This window comes from uncultured Exiguobacterium sp. (assembly GCF_964277885.1).
Classification (GTDB): Bacteria; Bacillota; Bacilli; order Exiguobacteriales; family Exiguobacteriaceae; genus Exiguobacterium_A.
This window is the reverse complement of the sequence record NZ_CAXYJR010000005.1, coordinates 458,623-483,655: the sequence shown is the minus strand read 5'-3', so window position 1 is coordinate 483,655 and position 25,033 is coordinate 458,623. Positions and strand designations below refer to the sequence as shown.

Here is a 25,033-nt window from a genome sequence, read left to right as displayed (position 1 = left end):
CTTAGGCTTACATCCCGTCTGAGGAAAGCGAAGATGTTGAAAACGTCTGATTTCATACAGATGATCTTTTAATCGGTATCCGGTAAACCCGTTGCACGAGTTCGACCCCACCTCGCTCAATCATCGATTCTTCGAAGACCTGACCACCGAATCGCTCGTAAAACTGGCACGCTGGATTATCCCGCAAAACAGAAACCTGCATCGTCTCATACTCAGCTAAGTCCTCAGCGATGCGTTGAAACAACGCTTTACCGAGTCCTTGTCCTTGCGACGCTTGCAAGACATAAATCGCATACAACTCCCCTTCAGGCGCATCACTTCGACTTGGTCCACCTTGCGCGAAGCCAACGACTTCTTCTCCTGACAGGGCAACATACACGCGTTGATCAACTAACGTCTGCTCCCACTGTTTCGTTCGTTTCGCATACGACAACTGCGCTAAATACGAATCCGGGATGACATTTTGATACGTCTCCCGCCAGGCATCAATATGAACGCGGGCGATCGCTGACGCATCTTCTAGACGTGCTTCACGGATTCTCATAACGGGATGATGAAGCGACGTGTCTCGCGTCCATTACGAACAGTCGGCTCAATTTCTCGTCCGCCGTTCGCCAAGATGACACGGCGAGATGCTAGATTATCAACGCCACACGTCAACAGCACTTGATCGAGTCCACGTTGCCGTGCTTCTTCTAGCGCCAATCGAAGACCGGTCGTCGCATATCCTTTCTGACGCTCGGATGGTCGGATGCCGTATCCGATATGTCCGCCGTACAATTTTAAGTTCTCCGTCAAGTCATGCCGGAAGTTCAACGCGCCGACGATTCGTTGTCCGTCGACCATCCAGTACGTCGAATGGGTGACAAGACCCGGTCTGACCGTTGTCTCCATTTCCTTCAGTTCCGCAAAATAAGCGCCGAGCGGCTCATATGTGTCTCCGACTGCTTCCGGCACGATCGTTTCGCCCGACTCTCGCCAGTCTTCTAAAAAGGCGCGGTATTCTGTCTCCCATGCGAGAGTTGGTTTCATCAACTGTATCATTGGTGATTGCGCACCTCCTCTTCAATCAAACGATCGAGCCAGTCATCGATGTGCTGGAACAGATAGCCCGCTTGTTTTGCGGCTGTCGTATCCATATAAAAATCACGTTCCGGCGCAAGAGGCGATTCGTCCTCTCCTTTTGCGACGAGTTGACTTGTCGTCCCCGCAACGCGGTCGATTTTATCCACTAGGTCTTGAATCGATAAGACACCGTCACTCGCAGCGTTGATCGGTCCCGTCAGTTCGGAGCGACCACACCACTCAAGAAAGGCAGCGGCTTCATAACTTGAGATATAACCCATCTTCGCGTATGTGTTCTCGGCAACGATCGGCCGTCCGTCAAGCGCCCGTTTAATATGGAAAACGAGCCGTTCCGTATAATCATCTGGTCCGAGAACGACTGGGAAGCGGACGGCAACGACCGGGAACGTCGCCCGTTGGAAGAAATAACTCTCCGCTTGTCGCTTCCCTTCGCCATAACCATGTTCTTTCTCAAGATCATATTTCCCGGGAAACGGATTATAGGAACGCTCCGTGATGTTCGCACCGCCGTCTTCATAGACAGACATCGTCGACGTCAACACGTAGCGTCCGACTTTCCCTTCAAATGCGTCAATCGCGAGTTTTGCTTGATACGGCGTGAAGCAGATGTTGTCATAGATGACATCCCAGTGCTGTTGGCTCAAGTCCTTCATCGTACTACTCGACGTCCGGTCCCCTTTGAAAAATGTCAAGCCCTTTGCGACCGGTGGTGTATGCTCACCGCGTGTGACGATCGTCACATCATCTCCCGAATCGGCTAACCGAATCGCAAGCCGGCGTCCGAAATAGCGTGTTCCCCCGAAGATCAATACTTTTCTCATCCTGAAGCCCTCCCTGTTCGTAGTAGCATTCACTCTCTTAAATATTTCGAGTCAATGGAATAGGTCTCCTGTATGAAGGCAATAAAAAAATCGTGGACGATGTCCACGATTGGATTCATTAACAGCCACCCGGTGTCCCGGCATTCGTTGCCGTCCGGAACGATGTCCCGCAACCGCATGTTGCGATAGCATTCGGATTCGTGATTGTGAATCCGCCGCCGAGCATCGACTGTTTATAATCGATTTCCAGTCCTTTGACGACCGGATAATCTTTTTCGTCCACGATGACGGTCACGCCGTGCTGTTCGAAAACGAGATCGGTTTCTTTCTGTTGATCGAATCCCATTCCGTACGACAGACCACTACATCCACCACCTTGGACGAGCATCCGAAGATTCCGTTCATCTACTGGTGCCTGCGCCATCATGTCCTGGACTTGTAACGCTGCTGCCTCCGTTAAATGGATCATGTCATCACCTTCCTTTTCTTTAGTATACGCAACTTCTGAGCGAATCGAAACCTAGTTGCTTGAAACTATCTTGAATTCGTTGTATAAATGGTATGTACAACAAAATAATCGTTCCATCTTCAGGGCAGGGTGAAATTCCCGACCGGCGGTAAACAACTCTTATTGAGTTGAAGCCCGCGAGCGAATAGGGCGCTATTTGCTGATTCTGTGTAATTCAGGAGCCGACAGTACAGTCTGGATGGGAGAAGATGGCGGCATGAGTTTGAATTTGATCGATTTTTGCAACAATCGATTAGGTTTATTTAATGCGGACTTCTCCCCTGTTGATCTCATCAATAGGGGTTTCTTTATGGACGCAGTCATGCCAATACTTCATCGAGAGGAACGAGCAAAAGGAGACAATACTCGTATGAAACGCACACAAAAAATGGTCACTCTGTCAATGTTAGGTTCAATCTCATTTGTTCTTATGCTTATCAATTTTCCACTACCGTTCTTACCGAACTATCTGAAGATCGACTTCAGTGATGTTCCTGCTCTCGTCGCAGCGATCATGTTCTCACCGGTCGCAGGTGTCATCGTCGAAGCATTGAAGAACGTGTTGTACTATATCTTCCGCGGAAGTGGTGTTCCGGTCGGAGAATTTGCGAACTTTGCTGCTGGTGTTGCATTCGTGCTTCCTGTCAGCTGGTTCTACCACAAAAAGAAATCAACACAAGGTCTCGCAACTGGTCTCATCGCTGGTACGATTACGATGGCACTCGGTCTTGCGATCCTCAACTATATCTTGATCCTTCCAGCGTATGCATGGTTCCTCGGTATGGACTACATGGCGGATCCAGCTGTCAAATGGACAGCGATCACAGCCGGTATCTTACCGTTTAACGTCATTAAAGCATTGTTTATCTCGGCACTCTTCATTCCACTGTTCTTGAAACTACGACCATGGATGATGCGCCGTCAACAATCCGCTTAATCCGAAAAGCTGCGCCCGCTGACGGACACGAATCCCCTCGTTCAGATGAACGAGGGGATTTTTTTGCTGTCTTTGTTCACAGCTCGTTCTCTTCGATTTTCAGGTAAATCTTCTCGAGCAACTCTTCCGGTGTTTCGCCTACGACGGTCTCACCATCAACGAGACAAAAATGATCAAGCGAACAAATCCCGCAATAGCCGAGGCAACCGTATTCGACGACGTCTACGTTCGGGTCACGTTCGAGTTGCTCCATGACGACCTGTGTACCCGCCGCTAAGTTACTGATACAAAATTCAATAATCGGATTCACTTTTTTTCCTCCTTCAAGCAGGAAACGACCTGCCTCATGTCGTATTATACAAGGTCAGACTGATTTAGGGGAACTAAGGGGGATTTTACGTTATGAAGCAATTGGTCGTACTCGGTGGAGGATATGGTGGAATGCGGATTTGTGAGCGGTTCAAGGACGAGGAAATTGCCGTCACGCTCGTCGACCGTCTACCATACCACGCACTCAAAACGGAATATTACGCACTCGCAGCAGGTACATTATCAGATCGGGATGTCCGGATTGAATTTCCGGAGGGGAAACATCTTACTTATAAATATGGACATGTCATTAAAATCTCACCAGAGACGAATACGGTCCACCTGCAGGACGGATCAGAATTATTCTATGATGACTTGATCATCGCCCTCGGTTGCGAGGATAAATACCACAACATTCCGGGTGCTCAAGAATTTACATATAGCATCCAGACACTTGAAGAGTCGCGCAAAACACAACAAGCGATTTGCGGTCTATCACCAGGATCCGTCGTTTCGATCGTCGGTGCTGGTCTATCCGGTGTCGAACTTGCCAGTGAACTGCACGAGAGCCGAAAAGATTTAACGATCCGTCTGTTCGACCGCGGACCTTCTGTCTTGTCGTTCTTATCCGACAAAGTCTCATCTTACGTTCAAGAATGGTTCGAGGAACATGACGTGGAGGTCATCAACAATTCGAACGTCACGCTCGTCACAGCGGACGACGTCCGAAACGGCGATGATACGTATCCATCTGACTTGACGATTTGGACGGCAGGTACACAACCGGTCAAAGTCGTTCGTGATCTCGGCTTTGCTGCAGACAGTGGCGGTCGGATCAAATTGACGGCACATCATCACGTACCAGAATACGATAATGTCTTCGTCATCGGCGATTGTGCCAGCTTGCCGTATGCGCCAAGTGGTCAACTCGCAGAACATCAGGCAGAACAAGTCGTCGACGTCTTGCAAGCGAAGTGGCAAGGGAAAAAATTGCCGAAACTGCCAGAAATCAAACTGCGCGGAATGCTCGGATCGCTCGGGAAATCAGATGGTTTCGGGATCGTGATGGGCAAGCAAGCGCTGACGGGGAAAGTCCCACGTCTCTTGAAGTCCGGTGTCTTATGGAAACACAAAAAGATTAAATGAACAAAAGAGGTGTCCCGAGCTTTGGGATACCTCTTTTTCATTCATCCCGTCTGACTTAACTTTGCATCAATCGCCGCCGTAATCGTCTTCAGTTTGACGTACCCCTCGTCAATCATCTCATCATCGAGCACGATCAATGGATAAAAATAGACATCCTCTTTTAAGGCTTCCGTCCATTGATCTGATGTGGCTGTCTCGAAATCGACATAACGTAGCGTCATCGTTTGCTCATATTTCCGCCCGAGGACGGCTTGTAGCCAACTGAACGTCTCTTCCGAGCTGGGTGCCCCGACACAACTCGGACAAGTGACCGCTGTTCCGTAGACCGTGATTTCCATCTTGAAGTCCCCCTTTTCAATTCTCTCCTCTTTAGTATACAAGTTTTCCAGATTGAGAACATTTTTCAACCCTGTTACAATGAAACTATACGAAAGGATGTGTTTACGCATGGAAATGTTTGATCAAGTGAATGAAGTTCTTGAAAAATTGCGTCCGTTCCTTCTTCGTGATGGAGGAGACGTTGAACTCGTAGATGTAGAAGACGGAATCGTAAAACTCCGTTTGATGGGAGCTTGTGGTAGCTGCCCAAGTTCAACAATCACATTGAAGGCCGGTATCGAACGTGCCCTTCTTGAAGAAGTCGCTGGCGTCGTTGAAGTCGAACAAGTCTTCTAATACATGAAATCCCGAACGAATTCTCGTTCGGGATTTTTTGATTCATAGAATCCATTCGGCTAACGTATCGACCATATATGTCGGTTGACGATCCTGACCTTGAATGAAGACGGGTGTATGGACTCCAGAATTGACGTGCATCGTCCGGATGCCTCCATTGATTCCGAATAGGATATCTGTATGGTAGTTATCCCCAACCATGATGACGTCTTCTTTTGACAGACCGATCATCTCCGTTGCGATATCGACCATGACCGGTTCCGGTTTACCAATGAAGAACGGTTCCTTCTCCGTCGTCACGCGCAGGACGGACGTCAAGGCACCGTTTCCTGGCAAGAATCCACGTTCTGTCGGAATCGCGATGTCTCCGTTCGTCGAGATGAAGCGCGCACCGGCACGAATCGCGAGGGCACCGACAGCGAGTTTTTCATACGTGATCTGACGGTCAAGACCGATGACGACGTAATCTGCCGCTTCCGTTGCGACGACGTCTAACCCTTCCCGTTCAAGCGCATCGATCAGTCCTGTCTCACCGATCGCATAGACGCGCGCTTTCGGTGATAGATCAGCGATATAACGACCAGTCGCCATCGCACTCGTCAAGACGTGTTTCGCATCGGAATGAACACCCATCCCGCGTAGCTTCTCCGCCACGGCTTCTGCCGTCATCGACGCATTATTCGTCACGAACAAATACGGAATGCCTTCTGCTTGCAGACGATTGACGAAATCGACCGCTTCTTTTACCGGTTCCGTTCCGTTATACATCGTTCCATCTAAATCAAATAAATAGCCTTTTGCCTTCATCCTGACTCACTCCTCGTTTGGTAAAAATGCAGACACCGGTCCGAGTTCTGTCTCAATATACCGGCGAATCGCTTCCGGGAAACGACGTAGTTCTGCTTCCTCTGTCTCAAGTACCGCCCGAATCTCCGCCATACTCGACTGTGTGAATGACCGGACGATCAACGTACGTAACGCAACGAGCTTCTTCAGACTCGTCGCGAGCGGTCCATCGATCACCTTCTCATCTTCTAAAATGAGGATGATATCTTCATAACTTCCCGGATCCCGCATGATGAATCCATCAATCATACTGTTTCCGATGTCGATGACACTCTCGATGACTAAAAAACCAATCCGCTCCATAGCCAGTGCCGTCGTCACCGGATCCCCCGTAACTTCCTTACTTTGTCGAAGTGCCGTCTCATAACAGACGACCGTCTCTTCGATTTTTTGACGATTGACGAAATACATCTTCATTCCCCCTCACATCCTCCATTTTATCGTTATCCGGCAATCCTGAAAAGCAGAAAGGTCATTTGCATCACATTCCTCAATGTGTTATCCTCAATTTAGATTTTTGCTGAAAATAGTATGTCACATTGGTGACGTGGAGGTTATATACATGGAACGGGAACTCGCACTGGAAATCGTACGCGCTACGGAAGCAGCAGCATTAGCTTCTGCTCAATGGATTGGTCGCGGTAAGAAAAATGAAGCGGATGATGCAGCAACGACTGCGATGCGCGAAGTCTTGAACACGGTCAACATGAACGGAACGGTCGTCATCGGTGAAGGTGAGCTCGACGAAGCACCGATGCTCTTCATCGGCGAACGTGTCGGAACAGCGAACGGTCCAATCGTTGACATCGCCGTCGACCCGCTTGAAGGTACGAACATCGTTGCCAAAGGGCTCGGTAATGCGATGGTCGTCATCGCCGTTGCCGATCAAGGCGCCCTGCTCCACGCACCGGATATGTATATGGATAAATTAACAGTTGGACCGAACTTGAAGGGGCACGTCTCGCTCGACGATCCACTTGAAGTCATCATTGAAAAAGCAGCTCAATACAACAACAAACGGATTGAGGACGTCACGGTCATCATGCAGGATCGCCCGCGTCACGATCACTTCCGCGAAGCTGCGATGCGGATGGGCGCACGCGTTCGTCTATTTGAAGACGGTGACGTCTCGGCTGGAATCGCACCACTCTCTCCTGCGACAGGAATCGATATCTTCATCGGTACAGGCGGTGCTCCTGAAGGTGTCATCACGGCTGCTGCCGTTAAAGCGATGGGCGGCGACATGCAGGCACGCTTACATCCGATGAACGAAGAAGAAACCGCTCGTGTCATCCGGATGGGGCTTGAAGATCCGCTTCAACTTTTAACGCTTGATGACCTCATCAAAAGCGACGACTGTATCTTTGCCGCGACCGGCGTCACGACGGGCGAAATGCTCGACGGCGTTAAGTTCTTGACGGATGATATCGTTGAGACGACATCCCTTGTCATGCGTTCAAAGACACGGACGATTCGAAAAGTCATCGCCGAGCATAGCCTATCGCGTAAACCATACTTGCAAAAAGTCCCCCAAACCCTTTAATCTGAAACAGATGTTAGGGAAATGAGGGAAGCTGAATGATGGAAGAACGTGATTTTTTATATGATGATGTCGAACAAACGAAGACACGCTTTGTCAGTTGGATCGGAGAAGCTAGTCGGTTTGATCTCGCCATCACGCACTCGGAACATTTTTACGGTAAGATTCTTGTCTTGAATCTTTTATCGAACCGGTATGCAATCATCGGTGCGGACGATTTTGATGAACCTGGCTACATCGCGACGGCGTTTGACGTCGAAGACGATGCGGCCATGGAACTCGAGATGTATCTTCGCGCTTACATCGGTCTATGAAAAAAGCCTTCGTCCGTGGACGAAGGCTTTTTTGTCTTATAAGAGACGATCGTTTCGTTCATTCAATGTATTCGGTCCACTGAAGACGTTCGTATTATCTGACTCATCATGAGCACGACGCTCTGAATGCTGATCCGCTTCATCGCCGACGAGTAATACAAATTGACCGCTTTCGACCGCATGATTCGCACGATCGACGTCTTCCTTCGTCAAGCCACTTCCTCGAATAACATCCCCATGAGAGACCGTATCATCCTTTTTAAAGATGCTTTTGATTTCCTGCCAGAGATTACGATGATCTTCCTGCGACAGACGAGTGGATGTCTGTTGGTTGTTCAGATCCGCCAATTCCTCGATTTGTTCGAGATCGTATTTGTCGTGCGCTAAGACTTTTAAATCAGTCGAGACGACACCGGCAACACGGAGATCGTGCACGGCACTGACGACTTCTGGTACGGATGAGTAAATTCCAACGATTCGCATGGATAGTTCCCCCTATAGGTACATGATACTTATAGTAATAGCCGAATTCCGTCCACTAGAAACGCTTTTCTGTATGACAGTTTGATTACTCGCCTTCCGCCTTCTCTGGTGCAGGTGCGAACTTCCGTTTCAACTTCAACGTATTGGATGAAGAACCGTCGAAGCGAGGTGGTGCTTCTTCTCCTTCTACCAATCCGATCTTCTTGACGATGAAGTAGGCACATCCGAAGTTACAGTATTCGTAGAGATAATCCGCCACATGCGAAATCTTCGTATCGAATGTTGCTTTCTCGTGTTGATCCTCATAGAAGCCACGTAGCCGTAATTGACCGTGCCCCCAGTCCCCCACGATATAATCATATTTCTCAAGGACATCGCTAAAACGACCGATGAAGGCTTCCTCATTAAAACCTTCGCGCTTCTCTTCGACGACCTCATAACGTTCCCGATTGACTTGTATCATTATTCCCACCTCCTGCTGTTCTTATCATAGCATATTCCATTTCGCCTGGCAGACGAAAAACCGTCCGAGCAACTGCTCGAACGGTTTTTGATCATTAGTCGATCGGAAGTGCTGTTTTATTCTTTTTCGCTGCGTTGACTTGCTCATCCGCGTGATACGACGAACGAACGAGTGGACCTGCCTCACAGTGCGAGAAGCCTTTGCTGAGCGCAATCTGCTTCAGTTCAGCGAACTCTTGTGGTGTATAGTATTTGATGACGTCGAGGTGTTTTTTCGTCGGTTGGAGATACTGACCGATTGTCATGATGTCGACGTTATGTGCGCGAAGATCATCCATCGTTTCAAGAATCTCTTCCCATGTCTCACCAAGACCAAGCATCAAGCTCGACTTCGTTGGAATTTCAGGTGCGAGTTCCTTCGAACGACGAAGGAATTCAAGCGTCCGGTCGTAAGTTGCTTTCGCACGAACGGTCGGCGTCAGACGGCGGACCGTCTCGATGTTGTGGTTCATGATGTCTGGCTGTGCATCGATCAGCGTTTTCAATGCCTCAAAGTTCCCACCCATATCTGAAGGCAAGACTTCGATTGACGTCTCTGGATTCATCCGACGCACTTCACGGACGGTTTCAGCGTAAACGCCTGCTCCGAAATCATTCAGATCGTCACGGGCAACCGCTGTGATGACTGCGTGCTTCAGGTTCATCAAACGGACGGATTCCGCAACACGTTTTGGTTCTTCGAGATCGAGTTCGTTTGGACGTCCTGTCGTCACGGCGCAAAAACGGCACGCACGTGTGCAGATACTTCCGAGAATCATGAACGTCGCCGTCCGGCGTACCGCCCAACACTCGTGGATATTCGGACACTTTGCTTCCTCACAGACAGTATGTAGCTTTTTCTCGCGCATCATACTTTTTAATTCTGTGTAGGTTTCATTCGTATTCAGCTTGATTTTCAACCATTCCGGTTTACGTTGGATTTCTCCGCGTCCCATGGTTTCGCTTCCCCCTTCATCCCCAAAAAGTCAATTCATGTCTGCTTTAGTATAACAAACAATCAGGGTTTGCGAACATGCAATTCATTATATTCCGACTTCTCCGATAAGCGTTCGAACAACAAATCCCGTAACAATTCCGGCATGAAATATTCTTTGGGCATTTCTTTGATCGCTGGAAAGAGTGGACCGAACGTGAACATATCCGGCAAGACGACCGTATAGTTTTGTGTTGGCTCAAGCGGTTGATGTGCCGCCAAACCAGCATAATGCATCCGCCCCATCAACTTACCACGGAAACCGAGACCTCGAACCTTTAATTGTTCGAACTGATCTGTTTTGACTTCGTCGAGGAAAGTTTGTAATTCCTCTCCAGTCATCGTCACTTTACAAGGATTGATCGGGTGCGGACAGAGTCGATGTAAGTCAAACGCAGAAACAGGACCTGGTGGAAGTGACCCAAGCAGAATACCTGCTGGGACACAAGCGATATCCGCATCACACCAGTCGCGCATCGTCTCGACGAGTAACTGCGAAAACGGCGACTCACTGAACCAGTCATTGGCTAGACCCGATGTCTCGCCAATCGGCTCCTTCATCTGTTGTTCCGCCAGATACTGCTCCCGGTCAAGTAATTTTGCCGTCGCTTCATCCTCGGCGTAATCATGCAAGGAGTGAAGGACCGCTTCCTTCTCGCCAGTATCCGTATTCATGTAGATCTCACCTGCATATTGCCCATGTTTTCCCGCTTGCGTGATCAAGACACCGTTCTTAACGACACCGTCATCAAGGACATGATGCGTATGCGCACCGATGATCAAATCGAGCTCCGGAAAACGCATCGCGAGTTCTTCGTCTTGATAGAAACCGAGGTGACTTAAACAAATCAAGACGTCGACTTCTTGACGCAACCGCTCGATTTCACGCGCCGCGACATCAAACGGTTCTTCGATCGTCCAACCAAGTAAACCGTATAGTTCGATATACGGTGCCGTCAGACCAAAGACGCCGACTTTTCCGGTCGGTAATTCGTGAATGACTCCTTGCTTGGCAAACGGTGCTTCTAAATTCGAGACGAGGACCGGAAAGTCCGCTTCCGTATAGAGATTCGCTAACCAGTCATGCGGAAACGTGATGCCTTCATTGTTCCCGATCGTCACGGCAGTCGGCATCAACGCATTCAGTAGATGCGTATTGATTTTTCCTTTTGTTGCTTCCGTCGCTGGATCGACACGGTCCGCATGATCGCCGAGATCAAAAACGAGCGAATCATACGTCCGGTGTTCCTTGACGAAGGACATGTAGCGAGGCCACATGTCGAAGTGTGAATGCAGATCATTATAGTGAATGATGTGTAACTTCATGCAGAAGCCCCCCTTGATGATTTAAAACAATGAGATTTGTCGCGGCGCGAGTTCATAGTCGAGATCGAGAATCTCGATTAATCGTTTCGCATTCGGGGCAGCATCTCCTGCTGAGTTGTTATTGAAGAAGACATAGACATCCTTTGCTTCCGCTGCCACGTTTCGGACGTGACTTGCGAGTTCCTGTAACTCGTCTTCTGAGTAGCGGTAGAGACAGCGGACTTTTCGCCAATCGTCGCTGCTTTGACCCGGTTTCTTTAACCAACCGGCTTTATTTCGTCCATGAAGGCGGATGAATGCCGTCTCCTGCGTCACGACCGGTACGAATGGTACGGAACCATCTTCGGTCTGCGGTTCATCGCAAATCGTATGAATGAACTGATGTTCCTTCAAAAATCGGAGCGTCCGCTCACGATAAGCTTCCGAATACCACGATGGATTTCGGAACTCAATCGCGACCGGCAGTCCAGCAAGTGATTTTCGGATCGTCTGCAAATACTCCAAGTGCATTTTGCTGACATCGAACCAAGGTGGCAGCTGCACGAGGATCGCTGCAATCTTTCCACTCTTTCGCATCGGTTCGATCGATGCGATATATTGTTCAAAAATCGGACCGAGCGGATCTTTATTCTCCCGGTCATGTCCACTCATCGCCCGGTGGACCTTGACGATGAAGCGAAACCCGTCCGGTGTCTCAGATGTCCATTTTTCGTAGTTTCGTTCCGGTTGAATCGCATAGAATGTCGAGTCGACCTCGACCGCTGGAAAATGACCGGCATAGGCAGCCAGTTTCTCTTTACGATCTTGCGGGGTCAAGTAGAGACTATCATGATCTCCCCAGCCCGTAACACCGATATATATCATGCGCTCCTCCCCCTTACGTGTTCTATTCTACCTGTTTATCATAGCATAGCAGAATCCGGGATTTCTTCTTCAATGCTTCAATTTAAACGTTCATATTCGAGGATGATACATCCTGATTCGAAGCATTGTGTTTTAATCAATTTTAAGTGTTGCGGTTGATCAAGCACCGGAAACATTCGTTTTCCACCGCCGAGCAGAACAGGGTAAATCACGATATGATAGCGATCGACGAGTCCAAGCTCAATTGCTTCAGCAGCAAGCGTCGCCCCACCGATCGCAATCTGTTTTCCAGGCAAGGCTTTTAGTGCTTGAAGTTCCTCGGCAAGCGACTGATTCGCTAGACGCGCCTTTCCTTCGACAGCGTCGAGCGTCCGCGAGAAGACGACCTTCTCAAGCGATTGCCAGGTTTTCGCATACTCAACGACAATCGGCTCGTCTTCCTGATCCGCTTTCTCCCAGTATTGCATCATCTCGTACAAACGACGTCCATAGACATGGGTATCGAACGCTTTCTCGTAGTCATTGAAATACTGATGTAATTCTGCGTCTGGTGAAGCGAAATCGATCCTACCTGACGCATCTTCGATATAACCGTCGAGCGAGACTTGAAAGGAATAGACGATGTCACGCATAGTAATCCCTCCTTTTTCACTCTTTACCCCAATAACCATTTCATGAAAAAAACTCCCTCATCCGTAGATGAGAGAGTAAGACGAATTATCCGATTGAACCTTCCATCTCGAACTTGATGAGACGGTTCATTTCGACCGCATATTCCATTGGAAGCTCTTTCGTGAACGGCTCGATGAAGCCCATGACGATCATTTCCGTTGCTTCCTCTTGTGAGATCCCGCGGCTCATGAGGTAGAACAATTGCTCTTCCGAGACCTTCGAGACTTTCGCTTCGTGCTCAAGCGAAATGTTGTCGTTGAGGATTTCGTTGTACGGAATCGTATCCGACGTCGATTGGTTATCCATGATGAGCGTATCACATTCGATGTTCGAACGCGCACCTGTCGCTTTACGTCCGAAGTGAACGATACCGCGGTACGTGACTTTACCACCGTGTTTTGAGATCGACTTCGAGACGATCGTCGACGATGTGTTCGGTGCTAAGTGAATCATCTTCGCACCCGCATCTTGGTGTTGACCTTTACCAGCGATTGCGATTGACAATGTCATACCACGTGAACCTTCACCTTTGAGGATGACGGCTGGGTATTTCATCGTCAATTTCGAACCGATGTTACCATCGACCCATTCCATCGTTGCGCCAGCTTCACAGATCGCACGCTTCGTAACGAGGTTGTAGACGTTGTTCGCCCAGTTTTGGATCGTCGTGTAACGGCAGTAAGCGTTTTTGTTGATGAAGATCTCAACGACCGCTGAGTGAAGCGAGTTCGTCGTGTAGACCGGTGCTGTACATCCTTCGACGTAGTGAACCGATGCTTCGTCATCAACGATGATCAACGTCCGCTCGAATTGACCCATGTTTTCCGAGTTGATGCGGAAGTAGGCTTGAAGCGGCGTGTCGACTTTAACACCTTTTGGTACGTAGATGAACGATCCACCTGACCAGACCGCTGTGTTCAAAGCTGCGAACTTGTTGTCTGTTGGCGGGATTAATTTTCCGAAGTACTCACGGAAGATATCTTCGTTCTCTTTTAACGCTGTATCTGTATCTTTGAAGACGACACCGATTTCTTCGAGGTCTTCTTTCATGTTGTGGTAGACGACCTCTGACTCGTACTGAGCCGAGACACCTGCCAAGTATTTTTGCTCTGCTTCAGGGATACCGAGCTTATCAAACGTACGTTTGATTTCTTCCGGTACTTCATCCCACGATTTCTCTGCACGTTCAGACGGCTTGACGTAGTACGTGATGTCGTCGAAGTTCAATTCTGAGAGATCGCCACCCCACGCTGGCATTGCTTGTTCGTTGAAGATCTTGAGTGATTTCAAACGGAAATCAAGCATCCATTGTGGTTCTTCCTTCATTTTCGAGATCGTTTCGACGACTTCAGTCGTCAAGCCGCGTCCAGAACGGAAGATCGAGATATCGCGATCGTGGAAACCATATTTATAATCGCCAATTTCCGGCATGTTCTTTGCCATGTTCATTTCCTCCTCTTACTTGCTTGTGACCGAAGTTTACTTCCCTTCTTCTACGCCGCGTTCGAGCGCCTTCCAGGCAAGTGTCGCACATTTGATCCGTGCCGGGAATTTCGTGACACCCGAGAGTGCCTCGACGTCCCCGAGGTCGAACGATTCGTCGTCATAGTCTTTTCCTTGGACCATGTCCGAAAAGATATCCGCGAGTCGTAAGGCTTCTTCGATAGTCTTACCTTTGACGAGTTGCGTCATCATTGAAGCAGACGCCATGCTGATCGAGCAGCCCTCCCCGTCAAATTTCGCATCACGGACGACATCGTCTTCAATCGCGAGCTGGAGACGAATCGTATCGCCGCACGTCGGATTGTTCATGTCGATCGTGACGCCCCCCTCGATCGCACCGCGATTTCGGGGAGTTTTATAGTGATCCATGATCACTTGACGATACAAGTGATCGAGATTGTTAAAATCCATGACTGAAATACTCCTTCGTTTGGCGAAGTCCTGTCACGAGTGCGTCAACCTCTTCTTTCGTGTTGTAGAGATAGAAGCTAGCGCGAGCCGTCGAGCTCGCTCCGAGCCAACGCATCAGGGGCTGTGCACAGTGGTGACCGGCGCGAACCGCGATTCCCTGCATATCAAGGACGGTTGCGACGTCATGTGCATGGACATCACCGAGATTGAACGTGACGAGTCCAACGCGTTCTTCCGGACCGTAAATCGTTAGTCCGTCGATGTCACGCATTTGTGCCATCGCGTACTGCGCGAGTTCACGTTCGTGTGCTTCGACGTTCTCTAAACCAATCTCTTCTAAGAAATCAATCGCTGCCGATAAACCAACGGCACCTGCGATAATCGGTGTACCCGCTTCGAAACGATATGGAGACGGTTTGAACGTCGACTCTTCAAGACCAACGTAATCAATCATCTCACCACCGAATTCAACCGGTTCCATCGCATTGAGTAATGCCTTTTTCCCGTAAAGAACACCAACGCCTGTCGGACCACACATCTTGTGTGCGGAGAAAGCGAGGAAGTCACAATCGAGATCCGTGACATTAATCCGTTGGTGCGGCGCACTTTGCGCAGCATCGACGACCATGACGGCACCACGAGCGTGCGCAAGACGCGCGACTTCTTTGATCGGATTGATTGTACCGAGAACATTCGAGACGTGTGCCATCGCGACGATCTTCGTCCGGTCAGACAGTTGTGCTTCGACCGCTTCGACCGTCACGCGACCATCCGCTGTCAAATCAACGTATTTCAACTTCGCTTTTTTGCGTTTAGCGACTTGTTGCCACGGAATGAGATTCGCATGGTGTTCGAGGTACGTGACGACGATCTCGTCGCCTTCTTCGACATGCTCCATACCGTAGCTTGACGCGACGATGTTGATCGCCGTCGTCGTGCCGCGGGTAAAGATAATTTCTTCATGGTGTTGCGCCTGGATGAAACGACGAACGTTCTCACGCGCACCTTCGTACGCATCCGTCGCTCGTGTTCCGAGCGTATGGACGCCACGGTGCACATTCGAATGAATCGTCTTATAGTAGTCGTCAATCGCATTGATGACGACGAGCGGCTTCTGCGAAGAGGCCGCACTATCGAGATAGACGAGTTTCCGGTCGTTGACCTGTTGGTCGAGGATCGGAAACTGATTGCGGATGGATGCATCGATTCCCATATTAGTTTACTTTCCCTTCGATGACTTGAACGAGACGTTCTTTCACCGAGTCAATCGCAAGTTCCGAGACGACTGGCTGGAGGAATCCGTGAACGACGAGGCGTTCTGCTTCCTTCCGTGAAAGGCCACGGCTCATCAAGTAGTAGAGTTGTAGTTCATCGACACGACCGACAGATGCCGCGTGTCCTGCCATGACGTCATCCTCATCGATCAAGAGGATTGGGTTCGCATCACCACGTGCCTTTTCAGACAACATGAGGACACGTTCCGTTTGAACGCCGTTTGATTTTGAAGCGCCGTGATGGATCATCGACGTTCCGTTGAAGATCGATGTTGCTGCGTCTTTTTGGACACCGTGGATCAAGATGAAACCTTCTGATCCTTTACCGAAGTGGTCCGTCCGGACGTTGAAGTTTTGTTTTTGCTCTCCACGACCGACCGTAACGGCTTTCGTATCTGAGAACGAATCGTTTCCGACGAGGTGTGTTTTTGTTTCTGTAACCGTGTGACCGTCATTCATGTGACCGAGTGCCCATTCGAGCTTCGCGCCTTGTTTGACGACACCACGACGGTTCATATACGTGATGGCACCTTTCGATAGCGTGTCGACACCACCGAAGAGGACTTTTGCGTTGTCTTCAACGAAGACTTCTGTGACGACGTTGACGTTATGCGCTTCATCACCATAAGAGACGAAGTTTTCGATATACGTCAGTTCGCTGTCCGCATCTGCGACGATGATCGCGTGATGGTAAAGCGCTGCGCCTGATTGCTCAAGCGTGTAGATCGCTTGCATCGGTACAGAAAGCTTGACGCCTTTTGGTACATAAAGGAACGTACCACCGTTACGAAGTGCCGCGTTCAATGCCGCAAGACGATCTTCGTTGACTTGAACACCTTCCGTCATGAAGTACTTCTCGACGAGTTCAGGGTGTTGTTTTAATGCGTCTTCGAGCGTCGTGAAGATGACGCCGTTCGCCGCTTCACTGTTTTGCGCGTGAACAAGTTGTCCGTTACGCGTGACGAGCATGTGATCACGGTTTTCGCCGATCAATGCTTCGATATCTGAAGAAAGACCAGTGACGGTTTCGAGTTCCGTCGTACCTTCTGTGAAGTTCCAGCCTTCGATCTTGATTTTTTCTACTTTTGGCAATGCGAGCGTTGGGGCAAGATCAAGTGCGTCTTGACGCTTTGCGACCATCCAAGATGGTTCCCCTAAGCGAGTCGCACGTTCTGCCACTGCCTCGCGATTTACTGCAAGATTCAGTTCTACAGTCATCATGCTTCCTCCCTCGTCTTACGCTTTTGTTTCGATTTCGACGTCTTCGATGCCGAGTTCTTTTTTAACCCAGTCATAACCTTCTGCTTCGAGACGGTGTGCGAGTTCTTTACCACCAGACATGACGATTTTTCCGCCCATCATGATGTGGATGAAATCTGGCTCGATATAGTTCAAGAGACGTTGGTAGTGCGTGATGATCAAGCAGCCGAATTCAGGTGAACGCATTTCGTTGACACCTTTTGCGACGACTTTCAATGCATCGATATCAAGACCTGAATCGATTTCATCAAGAATTGCGATCGCTGGTTTAAGCATCATCATCTGAAGAATTTCGTTACGTTTCTTTTCTCCACCAGAGAAACCTTCGTTGAGGTAACGGTGTGCCATTTCTGAAGGCATCTCGAGAAGACCCATTTGTGAATCAAGCTCACGGATGAACTTCATGAGTGAGATTTCATCGCCTTCTTCACGACGCGAGTTGATCGCTGAACGAAGGAAGTCGGAGTTCGTGACACCACTGATTTCGCTTGGGTACTGCATTGCGAGGAACATTCCCGCTTGTGCGCGCTCATCAACTTCCATGTCGAGGACGTCTTCGCCGTCAAGTGTGACTGAACCAGATGTCACTTCGTACGATGGGTGACCCATCAATGCTGATGCGAGTGTTGATTTACCTGTCCCGTTTGGTCCCATGACCGCGTGGATTTCCCCGCCTTTGATTTCCAAGTTGACGCCTTTCAAGATTTCCTTGCCGTCGATCGCGACGTGTAGATCTTCAATCTTCAAGTGTGAAGCCTTCATGTTAGAATCCCTCCATCTATTCATTTCGTGACTGACGATTCAGAACACGAGCGTTACTAATTTAGTATCATTCTAATCTTAAAGAAACATTGCTTATTATTCAAGCGTCATCGCTCGTTGATTTTTCTCAAAATCACGCGTTTTGTTGAGAATCATTCGAAAGTTTCACCGGTTCTTCGAGTTCCTCGATCGTCGAAGCCCGATGAATCCGTTGTGACAGTAAGAGCAGTGGTATTCCGAACAATGTCAAGCCCGCTAATATCCCGAAAATCGGTAACGGGCGGTCCGCTCCATATAAACTTAACAAATGACCTCCGGCAATCGGACCGATGGATTGTCCGATTGACGTCAAGCCCATCGCCCCGAAATAACTGCCCCGTAATTCTGGCTTCGCGAACCGATCGGTCAAGATATCAGTCATCGTGAACATCATGACTTCGCCACACGTGAAGATGACCATCGCGACAACCATCAGCCAAATTGAACTCACATTACCGATGATGAACAATCCAACAGCAACTGTCGCAATTCCGGTCGTGATCGAGACGAGCGGTGACGTCTTGACACCGAACTTCATGATCGGATATTGCACGATCAAGACGGTGATCGCATTGATCGTGATCAAGATCGCATAGAGTGTCTTCCCGCCTTCAAGCAGTGACGTCTCCGTCAAGAACTGTGGCAAAGTCGAGTTGAACTGACTGTAGCCGAAGACGCCGAAGATGATGCCGGCGAGTGCCAGCGTAAAGGCGATATCCGTCCGCAACAGACGAACCGTCGCTCCAAACGACACCTTTTTCCCACCATGCGTCTCGGTGATCGGATGACGTTTGAATAAAATTCCGATCATCACGCCGTACACGATATACACGAACGCCGTGATGTAAAACGTCGCGGACGTGTTCCCTGCACTCAGCAGTAAAGCGATTCCCGGCCCGATCGCTGCCGCGATGTTGATCATCGCATAACGGATATTGAAGACGAACAACCGGTTCGCTTCGTCCGTCGTATCACTGATCAAGGCACGGGCGGATGGCTCAAAAATCGAGCGACAGACCCCGTTCAAGGCACTAAGGATGAAGAATGCCCAGAATGTCTCGACTTGTGCCAGCGCAATGAAAACGATCGCGAATCCGATCGTTCCAGCGAGCATCATCGTCCGCCGACCGTACCGGTCTGACAGTGTACCGCCGATGAAACTCATGACGAGACTGGCGATTGCCGAAATACTCAGGACCCAGCCGACATCGACCGGATCAAACTTCAGAACAGTCGTCATATAAATGGCGAAGAACGGCATCGTGATGAACGTTCCGAGACGTGAGAAAAATGTCCCGAACAAGACCCCGAGTGTCAACGGATGCAGTTGACGAATGCGTTGCATATGATTCCCCCTAACCCCTGTTTCAGACAAATGAAAAGCATCCTTCCATTATATAGGAAGGATGCCGGTTTCGGTGAACTTATTTGCTGACTGGAACGACCGCACCTTTGTACTTGTCGAGGATCCAATCTTGGTTTTTCTTTTCGTGCAAGACATCGAGAAGTGTCGTGACACGCTTGTCTTTCTCATCGCCGTCACGTGTAACGATGATGTTGACGTATGGTGACGACTCATCTTCTGAAGCGATCGCGTCTTTCAACGGGTTCAGACCGTTATCAATCGCGTAGTTCGTGTTGATGAGGACAGCGTCACCTTCATTGTTTTTATAAGCTTGCGGAAGAAGTGATGCTTCGATGTTCGTCTTGAACTTGAGTTTCTTCGGGTTCTCCGCGATATCACCGAGTTGTGCATCTGTCGTTTTACCGTCTTTGAGTTTGATCAATCCTTCGTTTTGAAGGAACGTCAAGACACGACCGCGTTCCGCGACGTTTGAGCTCGTTAGAATCGTCGCACCGTTTGGTAACTTATCGAGTGACTTGTATTTCTTCGAATAAATACCGAGTGGTTCAACGTGAACGCCACCTGCGTTCGCGAATTTATATGATTTGTTTTCTTTCTCTTGTTGCTCAAGATACGGTACGTGTTGGAAGTAGTTCGCATCGATTTCTTTTGAAGCGAGCGCTTTGTTTGGAAGTACGTAATCTTGGAACTTCTTGATTTCAAGTTTGTAACCTTTTGCTTCATATTCTTTTTTAACGTGCTGAAGAATCTCAGCGTGCGGTACGTTTGAAGCACCGATGACAAGTGTTTTGTCATCGCTACCTGATCCTGATGATTTTTCGCCACAAGCAGCAAGACTGATAGCTAAGACGGATACAGCAGCAGTACCTACGAATTTTTTCCAAGTTTTCATGAATGATTCCTCCAATATGATTAAGTTTCGAATTAACGTTTATCAATTGCGCGAATCAGCAAGTCACCAATGATTTGGATGACGAAGACGATCGCTAAGATTAAGAGTGTCGCAATGACGATGACATCGTTTTGAGAACGCTGGAATCCTTCGATGAAGGCCATGTCCCCAAGTCCACCTCCGCCGACTACTCCGGCCATTGCCGTATAACCGACAAGTGAGACGAGTGTGACCGTGATACCAGAAACGATGGCAGGCAACGCTTCCGGGATTAAGACTTTATAGATGATTTGGAACTTCGTCGCCCCCATCGATTCAGCTGCCTCGATGACACCTTTATCGACTTCACGTAACGCGAGTTCAACCATCCGACCGTAAAATGGTGCAGCACCGAAAATCAGTGCCGGTAATGCTGCCGTTGGTCCGAGGAACGAACCGACGATCGCTGTCGTAAATGGAATCAATAAGATCAGTAAGATGATGAACGGAATCGAACGGAAGACGTTGACGACCAAGCTCAGCACTGAATAAAACGCCCGATTCTTGAACAATAATTCTTCGTTTGTCGCATACAATAGTAAACCAATGATCAAACCGAGGACGAATGTCGAAACCCCAGCGATTGCCGTCATATAAACGGTACTGCCTGTCGCTTCCCACACCATATCCCAGTCTAGGTTGTCAAAGAATGAAATCATCGGTGATCCACCTCCACTTCAACATCACTGGCTTGAAGCTTCGTGATGACCGCTTGTGTTGCTGCTGTTTCCCCGATCAACTGAATGAACAGTGTACCGAGTGCCCCTTCCTGCGATTGACCGACGTTTCCGCCGATGATATTGAACAGAACCGGTGAATCCTTCATGACTTCCGCGAGGATCGGGCTTTCCGCTGTTGATCCGACGAACGTCAACTGAACGATCTTTCCGGTTGGGTACCGTTCGCGTAGTTTCGCGAACGTCAACTCGTTTTCCGACGGCGACGTCAATTGTTTGACGAACTCCTTCGTCATCGCTTGCTTCGGATGACGGAAGACTTCTGCGACCGGTCCTTGCTCGACGATTTTACCGGCTTCCATGACGGCGACCCGGTGACAGATTTTTTGAATGACGTGCATCTCGTGTGTGATCAAGACGATCGTCAGTTTCAGTTTTTCGTTGATATCGACAAGTAACTCAAGAATCGAGTCCGTCGTCTTCGGATCGAGTGCACTTGTTGCCTCGTCACATAAGAGAACGTCCGGGTTCGATGCCAGTGCCCGAGCGATACCGACACGTTGCTTTTGACCACCGGATAATTGCGACGGATAGGCTTTTTCACGTCCGTCTAAACCAACGAGTTGGATCAGTTCCGCGACCCGTTCCTTGCGACGTGCCTTCGGGAAGCCACCGAGTTCGAGTGGGAACATGATGTTTTCTTCAACTGTTCGTGACCATAGTAAGTTGAAATGTTGGAAGACCATCGAGACATTCTTACGGACGCCTCGTAATTCCTTAGGTTTGAGTGATGTCATTTCAACACCATCGATTTGGATCGAACCACTCGTTGGTGCTTCAAGCATATTCAGCAATCGGATCAAGGTCGATTTCCCTGCTCCGGAATAACCGATTATTCCAAAAATTTCACCGCGCTCGATTGTCAGATCGACATTCGCGACGGCTTCGACCGCTCCGCGCTTTGAGCGATAAATCTTTCCTACGTCTTGTAAACGAATCACAACTGTCCCTCCTAAAATAAAAAAAAGTGCGCGCGTTTTAGAGCAAACGCGCGCACTTTTCAGTACACAAAACCATTTGCTCTCATCTCCCAGACTTTTGTCTGCTGGAATTAGCACCACTTCGGATTAGATCCGCGGTTGCCGGGTTTCATCGGGCCAGTCCCTCCACCACTCTCGATAAGAGTTTCGGTATTAAGTTTGTAGAATATATTCTGAATATTAGCAGGGGTTATTTTTGTTGTCAAACAGTTTTTTCAGAAACTTTTTCGAGGAACGTGAAAGCACGTGTTAAGTCTTCTTTCAAATCTTCCGCGTCTTCAAGTCCAACTGAAATCCGAACGAGACCGTCCGTGATGCCAAGTTCTGCCCGACGTTCTGCTGGGATCGACGCGTGCGTCATCCGTGCCGGAACGGAAATCAGACTCTCGACGGCACCAAGACTCTCAGCAAGTGTGAAGAAGTGTGTCGCCTCGACGAGTTTTTCTGCGTTCGCTGCTGAACCGACATCAAAGCTGATCATCCCACCAAATCCAGTCGCTTGTTTCGCTTGAATCTCGTGACCAGGGTGCGATGCAAGTCCTGGGTAGAAGATGTTCGAAACGATATCTTGTGCTTGTAGGAACGCAACGAGATCATGTGCTGTCTCTTCGATTGCATCCATCCGGATACCGAGCGTACGAAGACCACGGACGAGCAAGAAGCTGTCTTGCGGTCCAAGCACGCCGCCTGTCGAGTTTTGGATGAAATGCAACTCTTCGCCGAGCGCATCATCTTTAACGACGACAAGTCCAGCGACAACGTCCGAATGTCCGCCGATGTATTTCGTCGCACTGTGCAAGACGATGTCAGCACCAAGTGCGAGTGGTTGTTGATGATATGGCGTCGCGAACGTGTTGTCGACGACGAGTTTAAGATCGTGACGTTTGGCGATCGTTGCGATGGCTTCGATGTCCGTTACTTTCAACAACGGATTCGTCGGTGTTTCGACGTAGACGATCTTCGTGTTATCTTGGATCGCTGCTTCCGTTGCTGCAAGGTCCGTCGTATCGACGAATGTCACTTGGATGTTGAACTTCGGTAAGACGCGTTGCATCAAGCGGAACGTACCACCGTAGACGTCATCTGTCATGACGATGTGGTCGCCAGACTCAAGCAAGTGGAAGACGGCATGAATCGCTGCCATCCCAGAACCGAAGGCAAAACCACGTGCACCGCCCTCGAGATCTGCAATCAAACGTTCGATGCTCGTCCGAGTCGGGTTCGCTGTCCGTGAGTATTCGTATCCGTCCTTGAGTTGACCGATTTTATCCTGCTTGTATGTGCTTGTTTGATAGATCGGAGGTGTGACGGCTCCTGTTGCCCGGTCGACACCTGTTCCTCCATGAATCAATGCTGTCTTCTTACGCATGAGTTTCGTCCACCTTTTCAAAGATTTGTTGGCTCAAGTAGCGTTCGGCACTGTCTGCGAAGACGGTGACGATCGTACTGCCGGGGTGACGCTTCGCGATATCAAGCGCAGCAACGAGCGCTGCACCTGCTGAACTACCGACGAGTAATCCTTCGCGAGCGGCGAGTGTATGAACCGCGTCAAATGCATCGCGGTCAGAAATCGTATGAATCTCGTCGACGAGTTCACGCGGAACGAGACTTGGCCATTTCGCTGTACCGATACCTTCTGTCTTATGCGGACCGGCTGGACCACCATTTAAGACGGAGCCTTCCGGTTCGACGATTGCTGCTTTTGTACCGAGACGTTGTTTTAAGAAGTCCGCTGTTCCGGCGAACGTACCACCTGAACCACAACCGGCAACGAACCAGTCAATGTGCGGCAAGTCCGCAATCAGCTCAGGACCGAGTGTCCGCTGATACGTGACTGGGTTCTCTTCGTTTTCGAATTGTAACGGAACGTAACTGTTCGGAATTTCCTGACCGAGTTCTTTTGCCCGGTCGATCGCCCCTTGCATATCGAGTTCAGTCGGCGTGTTGACGACGGTTGCGCCGAGTGCCCGCATCAACGTCTGTTTTTCCTGACTGAATTTTTCCGGAACGACACAGATGACTTGAAGATCATATTTTTTAGCGGCGAGCGCCAAGCCGATGCCGGTATTCCCGGCTGTCGGCTCGATGATCGTACCGCCTGGTGTCACATGTCCGTTTTCGATTGCTGCATCAACGAGTTGAATGCCAAGGCGGTCTTTGACGCTGCCCCCAGGGTTCATCCATTCGAGCTTCGCCAAAATGCGCGTACCAGCAGGCAAATCGAATGAAGTGATCTCGTAGAGTGGTGTGTTTCCGACGAGGTCGCGGACGTTGTTCGCGATCATCCGAAGACGATGTCCCATTCATCACGACCGGCAAGCATTTTCTCGGCATAGTGCTTCGCTCCTTTGAGGTCATGTGCGCTCGCAAATCCACATTGGACTTCGTTTTGCGCTGGAATCTCTTCTGCTGCAAGGACGTCTTTCAACGTCTTCTCAACGAGTTCGCTCATTTTTTCGACCGAGTCGAAGTTCATCATCGCCATGTAGAAACCTGTTTGGCATCCCATCGGCGAGACATCGATGACATCATCCGAGTAGTTACGGATGTTCTCAGCAAGTAAGTGCTCGAGTGTGTGCATCGCACGCATCGGCATTTGCTCAACGTTTGGCTGTGTGAAACGGATATCGTATTTGACGACTTGGTCGACTTTACCTTCTTTATAACCCGCGACACGGATATAAGGTGCTTTGACTTTCGTGTGATCCAGGTTAAAGCTTTCGACGTTCATTTTTTGAAGTGCCATGA

The 25,033-nt window shown here is 49.3% G+C and carries 31 protein-coding genes and 2 riboswitches; of the genes, 5 read left to right on the top strand and 26 right to left on the bottom strand.

Annotated elements, in window-relative coordinates; translation table 11 throughout:
- Nucleotides 1-52: 52 nt before the first annotated feature.
- The 4 genes from ACHWTJ_RS04170 to ACHWTJ_RS04155 all read right to left on the bottom strand — a co-directional run bounded on the left by ACHWTJ_RS04170 (nucleotide 53) and on the right by ACHWTJ_RS04155 (nucleotide 2,376).
- On the bottom strand, nucleotides 53-544 hold the full coding sequence (locus tag ACHWTJ_RS04170) for a GNAT family N-acetyltransferase (protein WP_394679170.1): 492 nt from the start codon (nucleotides 542-544) through the stop codon (nucleotides 53-55).
- Complete coding sequence (locus ACHWTJ_RS04165; protein WP_394679169.1) at nucleotides 541-1,044, bottom strand: GNAT family N-acetyltransferase; 504 nt, start codon at nucleotides 1,042-1,044, stop codon at nucleotides 541-543. The genes ACHWTJ_RS04170 and ACHWTJ_RS04165 overlap by 4 nt, the downstream gene beginning before the upstream one ends.
- Nucleotides 1,041-1,907 (bottom strand): NAD-dependent epimerase/dehydratase family protein, encoded by an 867-nt coding sequence (locus ACHWTJ_RS04160; RefSeq protein ID WP_394679168.1) that lies wholly within the window; start codon nucleotides 1,905-1,907, stop codon nucleotides 1,041-1,043. The genes ACHWTJ_RS04165 and ACHWTJ_RS04160 overlap by 4 nt, the downstream gene beginning before the upstream one ends.
- Before the next feature lie 118 nt (nucleotides 1,908-2,025).
- Entirely contained in the window at nucleotides 2,026-2,376 is a 351-nt protein-coding gene (locus ACHWTJ_RS04155; RefSeq protein WP_394679167.1) for a HesB/IscA family protein, read from the bottom strand.
- A gap of 111 nt (nucleotides 2,377-2,487) precedes the next feature.
- Nucleotides 2,488-2,630: riboswitch (FMN riboswitch) on the top strand.
- Between the two features lie 155 nt (nucleotides 2,631-2,785).
- Here ACHWTJ_RS04155 and ACHWTJ_RS04150 point away from each other — a divergent pair.
- Nucleotides 2,786-3,352 (top strand): ECF transporter S component, encoded by a 567-nt coding sequence (locus ACHWTJ_RS04150; RefSeq protein WP_294749696.1) that lies wholly within the window; start codon nucleotides 2,786-2,788, stop codon nucleotides 3,350-3,352.
- Between the two features lie 76 nt (nucleotides 3,353-3,428).
- Here the strand turns inward: ACHWTJ_RS04150 and ACHWTJ_RS04145 are convergent, their stop codons facing one another.
- Nucleotides 3,429-3,662, bottom strand: a complete 234-nt coding sequence (locus ACHWTJ_RS04145; protein ID WP_023469141.1) for a YuzB family protein — start codon at nucleotides 3,660-3,662, stop codon at nucleotides 3,429-3,431.
- Between the two features lie 92 nt (nucleotides 3,663-3,754).
- On the opposite strand from ACHWTJ_RS04145, the gene ACHWTJ_RS04140 reads away from it, so the two are divergent.
- On the top strand, nucleotides 3,755-4,807 hold the full coding sequence (locus ACHWTJ_RS04140) for an NAD(P)/FAD-dependent oxidoreductase (protein WP_394679166.1): 1,053 nt from the start codon (nucleotides 3,755-3,757) through the stop codon (nucleotides 4,805-4,807).
- Nucleotides 4,808-4,848: 41 nt separating this feature from the next.
- Here the strand turns inward: ACHWTJ_RS04140 and ACHWTJ_RS04135 are convergent, their stop codons facing one another.
- Nucleotides 4,849-5,145, bottom strand: coding sequence for a DUF1462 family protein (locus ACHWTJ_RS04135; protein WP_294740349.1), 297 nt, complete (start codon nucleotides 5,143-5,145; stop codon nucleotides 4,849-4,851).
- A 109-nt stretch (nucleotides 5,146-5,254) separates the two neighbouring features.
- On the opposite strand from ACHWTJ_RS04135, the gene ACHWTJ_RS04130 reads away from it, so the two are divergent.
- Nucleotides 5,255-5,482 carry a NifU family protein gene (locus ACHWTJ_RS04130; protein ID WP_012371190.1) on the top strand — a complete coding sequence of 76 codons (228 nt, stop codon included), beginning with the start codon at nucleotides 5,255-5,257 and terminating at the stop codon, nucleotides 5,480-5,482.
- A 42-nt stretch (nucleotides 5,483-5,524) separates the two neighbouring features.
- Here the strand turns inward: ACHWTJ_RS04130 and ACHWTJ_RS04125 are convergent, their stop codons facing one another.
- Together ACHWTJ_RS04125 and ACHWTJ_RS04120 are read right to left on the bottom strand one after the other, a co-directional pair.
- Nucleotides 5,525-6,289: a TIGR01457 family HAD-type hydrolase gene (locus ACHWTJ_RS04125; RefSeq protein ID WP_023469144.1), complete on the bottom strand. Its 765-nt coding sequence runs from the start codon at nucleotides 6,287-6,289 to the stop codon at nucleotides 5,525-5,527.
- A gap of 6 nt (nucleotides 6,290-6,295) precedes the next feature.
- On the bottom strand, nucleotides 6,296-6,739 hold the full coding sequence (locus ACHWTJ_RS04120; RefSeq protein WP_023469145.1) for a DUF86 domain-containing protein: 444 nt from the start codon (nucleotides 6,737-6,739) through the stop codon (nucleotides 6,296-6,298).
- Between the two features lie 151 nt (nucleotides 6,740-6,890).
- Here ACHWTJ_RS04120 and glpX point away from each other — a divergent pair, with 151 nt between their 5' ends.
- Together glpX and ACHWTJ_RS04110 are read left to right on the top strand one after the other, a co-directional pair.
- Nucleotides 6,891-7,871 (top strand): class II fructose-bisphosphatase, encoded by a 981-nt coding sequence (glpX, locus tag ACHWTJ_RS04115; RefSeq protein ID WP_029342420.1) that lies wholly within the window; start codon nucleotides 6,891-6,893, stop codon nucleotides 7,869-7,871.
- 35 nt (nucleotides 7,872-7,906) lie between these two features.
- Entirely contained in the window at nucleotides 7,907-8,182 is a 276-nt protein-coding gene (locus ACHWTJ_RS04110) for a DUF3055 domain-containing protein (RefSeq protein ID WP_294740348.1), read from the top strand.
- 36 nt (nucleotides 8,183-8,218) lie between these two features.
- Here ACHWTJ_RS04110 and ACHWTJ_RS04105 read toward each other — a convergent pair whose 3' ends face one another.
- The 18 genes from ACHWTJ_RS04105 to ACHWTJ_RS04020 all read right to left on the bottom strand — a co-directional run bounded on the left by ACHWTJ_RS04105 (nucleotide 8,219) and on the right by ACHWTJ_RS04020 (nucleotide 25,031).
- Nucleotides 8,219-8,665 carry a general stress protein gene (locus ACHWTJ_RS04105; RefSeq protein ID WP_294740347.1) on the bottom strand — a complete coding sequence of 149 codons (447 nt, stop codon included), beginning with the start codon at nucleotides 8,663-8,665 and terminating at the stop codon, nucleotides 8,219-8,221.
- Between the two features lie 85 nt (nucleotides 8,666-8,750).
- Entirely contained in the window at nucleotides 8,751-9,128 is a 378-nt protein-coding gene (locus tag ACHWTJ_RS04100; protein WP_294740346.1) for a YutD family protein, read from the bottom strand.
- A 94-nt stretch (nucleotides 9,129-9,222) separates the two neighbouring features.
- Entirely contained in the window at nucleotides 9,223-10,122 is a 900-nt protein-coding gene (gene lipA, locus ACHWTJ_RS04095; RefSeq protein WP_294740345.1) for a lipoyl synthase, read from the bottom strand.
- Between the two features lie 62 nt (nucleotides 10,123-10,184).
- Nucleotides 10,185-11,486 carry a bifunctional UDP-sugar hydrolase/5'-nucleotidase gene (locus ACHWTJ_RS04090; protein ID WP_294749699.1) on the bottom strand — a complete coding sequence of 434 codons (1,302 nt, stop codon included), beginning with the start codon at nucleotides 11,484-11,486 and terminating at the stop codon, nucleotides 10,185-10,187.
- Between the two features lie 21 nt (nucleotides 11,487-11,507).
- Nucleotides 11,508-12,350 carry a DUF72 domain-containing protein gene (locus ACHWTJ_RS04085; protein ID WP_035396384.1) on the bottom strand — a complete coding sequence of 281 codons (843 nt, stop codon included), beginning with the start codon at nucleotides 12,348-12,350 and terminating at the stop codon, nucleotides 11,508-11,510.
- 77 nt (nucleotides 12,351-12,427) lie between these two features.
- Complete coding sequence (locus ACHWTJ_RS04080; protein ID WP_394679165.1) at nucleotides 12,428-12,982, bottom strand: dihydrofolate reductase family protein; 555 nt, start codon at nucleotides 12,980-12,982, stop codon at nucleotides 12,428-12,430.
- Between the two features lie 85 nt (nucleotides 12,983-13,067).
- Nucleotides 13,068-14,465 carry a Fe-S cluster assembly protein SufB gene (gene sufB, locus ACHWTJ_RS04075; RefSeq protein ID WP_023469154.1) on the bottom strand — a complete coding sequence of 466 codons (1,398 nt, stop codon included), beginning with the start codon at nucleotides 14,463-14,465 and terminating at the stop codon, nucleotides 13,068-13,070.
- A 36-nt stretch (nucleotides 14,466-14,501) separates the two neighbouring features.
- Nucleotides 14,502-14,936, bottom strand: a complete 435-nt coding sequence (sufU, locus tag ACHWTJ_RS04070; protein ID WP_023469155.1) for a Fe-S cluster assembly sulfur transfer protein SufU — start codon at nucleotides 14,934-14,936, stop codon at nucleotides 14,502-14,504.
- On the bottom strand, nucleotides 14,926-16,149 hold the full coding sequence (locus ACHWTJ_RS04065; RefSeq protein WP_035396382.1) for a cysteine desulfurase: 1,224 nt from the start codon (nucleotides 16,147-16,149) through the stop codon (nucleotides 14,926-14,928). Before ACHWTJ_RS04065 ends, sufU begins: the two co-directional genes overlap by 11 nt.
- A gap of 1 nt (nucleotide 16,150) precedes the next feature.
- Nucleotides 16,151-17,428, bottom strand: coding sequence for a Fe-S cluster assembly protein SufD (gene sufD / locus ACHWTJ_RS04060; RefSeq protein WP_023469157.1), 1,278 nt, complete (start codon nucleotides 17,426-17,428; stop codon nucleotides 16,151-16,153).
- Between the two features lie 18 nt (nucleotides 17,429-17,446).
- Nucleotides 17,447-18,232 carry a Fe-S cluster assembly ATPase SufC gene (gene sufC / locus ACHWTJ_RS04055; protein WP_023469158.1) on the bottom strand — a complete coding sequence of 262 codons (786 nt, stop codon included), beginning with the start codon at nucleotides 18,230-18,232 and terminating at the stop codon, nucleotides 17,447-17,449.
- A gap of 133 nt (nucleotides 18,233-18,365) precedes the next feature.
- Nucleotides 18,366-19,616 (bottom strand): MDR family MFS transporter, encoded by a 1,251-nt coding sequence (locus ACHWTJ_RS04050; protein WP_394679164.1) that lies wholly within the window; start codon nucleotides 19,614-19,616, stop codon nucleotides 18,366-18,368.
- A 79-nt stretch (nucleotides 19,617-19,695) separates the two neighbouring features.
- On the bottom strand, nucleotides 19,696-20,529 hold the full coding sequence (locus ACHWTJ_RS04045; RefSeq protein WP_394679163.1) for a MetQ/NlpA family ABC transporter substrate-binding protein: 834 nt from the start codon (nucleotides 20,527-20,529) through the stop codon (nucleotides 19,696-19,698).
- 32 nt (nucleotides 20,530-20,561) lie between these two features.
- On the bottom strand, nucleotides 20,562-21,227 hold the full coding sequence (locus ACHWTJ_RS04040) for a methionine ABC transporter permease (RefSeq protein ID WP_023469161.1): 666 nt from the start codon (nucleotides 21,225-21,227) through the stop codon (nucleotides 20,562-20,564).
- Entirely contained in the window at nucleotides 21,224-22,246 is a 1,023-nt protein-coding gene (locus tag ACHWTJ_RS04035; RefSeq protein WP_214859500.1) for a methionine ABC transporter ATP-binding protein, read from the bottom strand. The genes ACHWTJ_RS04040 and ACHWTJ_RS04035 overlap by 4 nt, the downstream gene beginning before the upstream one ends.
- Before the next feature lie 79 nt (nucleotides 22,247-22,325).
- Nucleotides 22,326-22,430, bottom strand: a riboswitch (SAM riboswitch).
- Nucleotides 22,431-22,487: 57 nt separating this feature from the next.
- On the bottom strand, nucleotides 22,488-23,654 hold the full coding sequence (locus tag ACHWTJ_RS04030) for a bifunctional cystathionine gamma-lyase/homocysteine desulfhydrase (protein ID WP_294745181.1): 1,167 nt from the start codon (nucleotides 23,652-23,654) through the stop codon (nucleotides 22,488-22,490).
- The gene (locus tag ACHWTJ_RS04025) at nucleotides 23,647-24,570 is read right to left on the bottom strand and encodes a PLP-dependent cysteine synthase family protein (RefSeq protein WP_023469164.1); all 924 of its coding nucleotides are present in this window, start codon (nucleotides 24,568-24,570) and stop codon (nucleotides 23,647-23,649) included. The genes ACHWTJ_RS04030 and ACHWTJ_RS04025 overlap by 8 nt, the downstream gene beginning before the upstream one ends.
- A complete protein-coding gene (locus ACHWTJ_RS04020; RefSeq protein WP_023469165.1) occupies nucleotides 24,567-25,031 on the bottom strand; it encodes an S-ribosylhomocysteine lyase in 465 nt (154 codons plus the stop codon). Before ACHWTJ_RS04020 ends, ACHWTJ_RS04025 begins: the two co-directional genes overlap by 4 nt.
- Nucleotides 25,032-25,033: the final 2 nt, after the last annotated feature.